The organism is Dietzia sp. SLG310A2-38A2, assembly GCF_014145095.1.
Lineage (GTDB): Bacteria > Actinomycetota > Actinomycetes > Mycobacteriales > Mycobacteriaceae > Dietzia.
Genome location: NZ_JAALDX010000368.1, coordinates 1 through 2,211 on the forward strand (window position 1 = coordinate 1; position 2,211 = coordinate 2,211).

Annotated in this window: 2 protein-coding genes and 1 pseudogene; all 3 read left to right on the forward strand. The window is 68.3% G+C overall.

Going from position 1 to position 2,211, the window contains the following annotated elements:
* On the forward strand, positions 1 to 557 hold a 557-nt coding region (locus G6027_RS12995), incomplete at its 5' end, for an LLM class flavin-dependent oxidoreductase (protein WP_182637540.1).
* Between the two features lie 176 nt (positions 558 to 733).
* On the forward strand, positions 734 to 1,777 hold the full coding sequence (gene fbaA, locus G6027_RS13000) for a class II fructose-bisphosphate aldolase (RefSeq protein ID WP_182637541.1): 1,044 nt from the start codon (positions 734 to 736) through the stop codon (positions 1,775 to 1,777).
* 218 nt (positions 1,778 to 1,995) lie between these two features.
* Positions 1,996 to 2,211: pseudogene (locus tag G6027_RS13005) on the forward strand (hypothetical protein); the annotation flags it as partial.

The following is a 2,211-nucleotide window of genomic DNA, read 5'->3' on the forward strand; positions in this document are numbered from 1 at the left end:
ACTATCTGCGCGGCCGCGGGCCCGTCACCGCGCAGCCGGTCCTCAAGACCCCGCCCCCGGTGTTCGTGCTGGCCACGGGCAGGGGCCTCGAGCTGGCGGCGCGGGCGGGACTGCCCGTCGTCGTGGGGGGACCGCGACTTCTCGTCGACCCGACGCCGCTGGACCGTTACCGCGCGACGTTCCGGCCGAGTGGGGCCGGCTCGGAACCCTACGTGGTGGTGAGCCTGGAGGTGATGGTCGCCGACTCGACCACCGCCGCGAGGGACTTGCTCCTGCCGGAGGCGTGGGCGATGGCCGCGTCCCGGGAGACCGGGGTGTTCGGCCCGCTGCGGTCGCCGGAGGAGATCATGGGCCTGAAGCTCCATCCGCAGCAGCTCCGGCGGATGGAGGAGTGGATGGCGGGAGCGGTCCACGGGGACGCCGAACAGGTCGCCGTCGAACTCGCCGAGCTGGTGGCGCGCACAGGTGCCGACGAGATCATGGCGTCGACGTCGACCCACGACCGTGACGCCCTCGCCCGGGCCGACTCGGCCTTCGCGGAACTCATCCCCGGGTAGTCGGATACGTGAGGCGGTCTCGTCGACCGACAGGTGCGTGTCCGACGTCGGATACCCGGGTGCGCAGCTCGGGAATCCGCCGACGCCGTGCCCCCGCTGGTCCTAGAGGGGCCCGCCCCCTGGCGGTACCTCGTAGGATGGGGGCAATCACAGTGCCGACATCTGGAGGATCGTCAATGCCTATCGCCACCCCGGAGCAGTACAAGGACATGCTCGACCGGGCCCGCAAGGAGGGCTTCGCCTACCCCGCGATCAACTGCACCTCCTCGGAGACCATCAACGCGGCCATCAAGGGCTTCGCCGACGCCGGCTCCGACGGCATCATCCAGTTCTCCACCGGTGGTTCCGAGTTCGGCTCCGGCCTGAACGTCAAGGACATGGTGACCGGCGCCGTCGCGCTCGCCGAGTTCGCGCACGTGGTGGCCGAGAAGTACGACGTCCTGGTGGCGCTGCACACCGACCACTGCCCCGAGGACAAGCTCGACACCTTCGTGCGTCCGCTCATCGAGATCTCCCAGCAGCGCGTTGACGCCGGCCAGAACCCGCTCTTTCAGTCGCACATGTGGGACGGCTCGGCCACCCCGCTCGACCGCAACCTCGAGATCGCCCGCGAGCTCCTCGAGAAGACCGCCAACGCCAAGCAGATCCTCGAGATCGAGATCGGTGTCGTCGGCGGCGAGGAGGACGGTGTCGAGAACGAGATCAACGAGAAGCTCTACACCTCCCGCGAGGACTTCGAGGCCACCATCGACGCACTCGGTGCCGGCAACACCGGGCAGCGCTACCTGCTCGCGGCCACCTTCGGCAACGTCCACGGTGTCTACAAGCCGGGCAACGTCGTGCTGCGCCCCGAGGTGCTCAGGATGGGCCAGGAGGTCGCTGTGGAGAAGCTCGGGCTGAACCAGGGCGACCTGCCGTTCGACTTCGTCTTCCACGGCGGTTCGGGCTCGGCCAAGAGCGAGATCGAGGAGGCGCTGAGCTACGGCGTCATCAAGATGAACGTGGACACCGACACCCAGTACGCGTTCACCCGTCCGATCGCGGGGCAGATGTTCGCCAACTACGACAGCGTCCTCAAGATCGACGGCGAGGTGGGCAACAAGAAGTTCTACGACCCGCGCTCGTACCTCAAGAAGGCCGAGCAGGCCATGTCCGAGCGCGTCGTCGAGGCGTGCAACGACCTCAAGTCGGCCGGCAAGTCCAAGGGTGCCTCTGCCTGAATAGAGTCTCCGGCCTGATCGGACTCACGGCGACCCGACGGGGTCGGTGCCACCAGCGGCGTCTCTCTTTCAGTGGAGGGGCGCCGCTGCCGTGTGATCGGAAGGCGGCCCGGGCGTATTCTCGCAGGACCTTGCTTCGAACTCTTGTACTATTCGCCGCGCACCGATAGTGTAGAACACGCATTCGATTAACGGCGGGGGGTGCGGTGGTGGATCCGATGATGACGACGACGACGAGTTCGGCGGCGTTCGGGGCGCTGCGCGCCGTGCCGGAGGCTCTCGACACGCTGGGCACCGAGGCGTTGAGCGAGGTGGCGCGGTCGGCCACGGTGGCGCAGAACCTGGCCGCGGCCACCCGGCTGCAGGCGGCGCATCACCTCGTGCAGGCTATGGGGCGGCTGGACCGGAAGTCGCGGGGGTCGGACCCCGGCCGA

What these genes read in the sequence shown, in the direction of transcription:
- fbaA (WP_182637541.1), top strand. Translation starts at nt 734, where the DNA reads ATGCCTATCGCCACCCCGGAGCAGTACAAGGACATGCTCGACCGGGCC.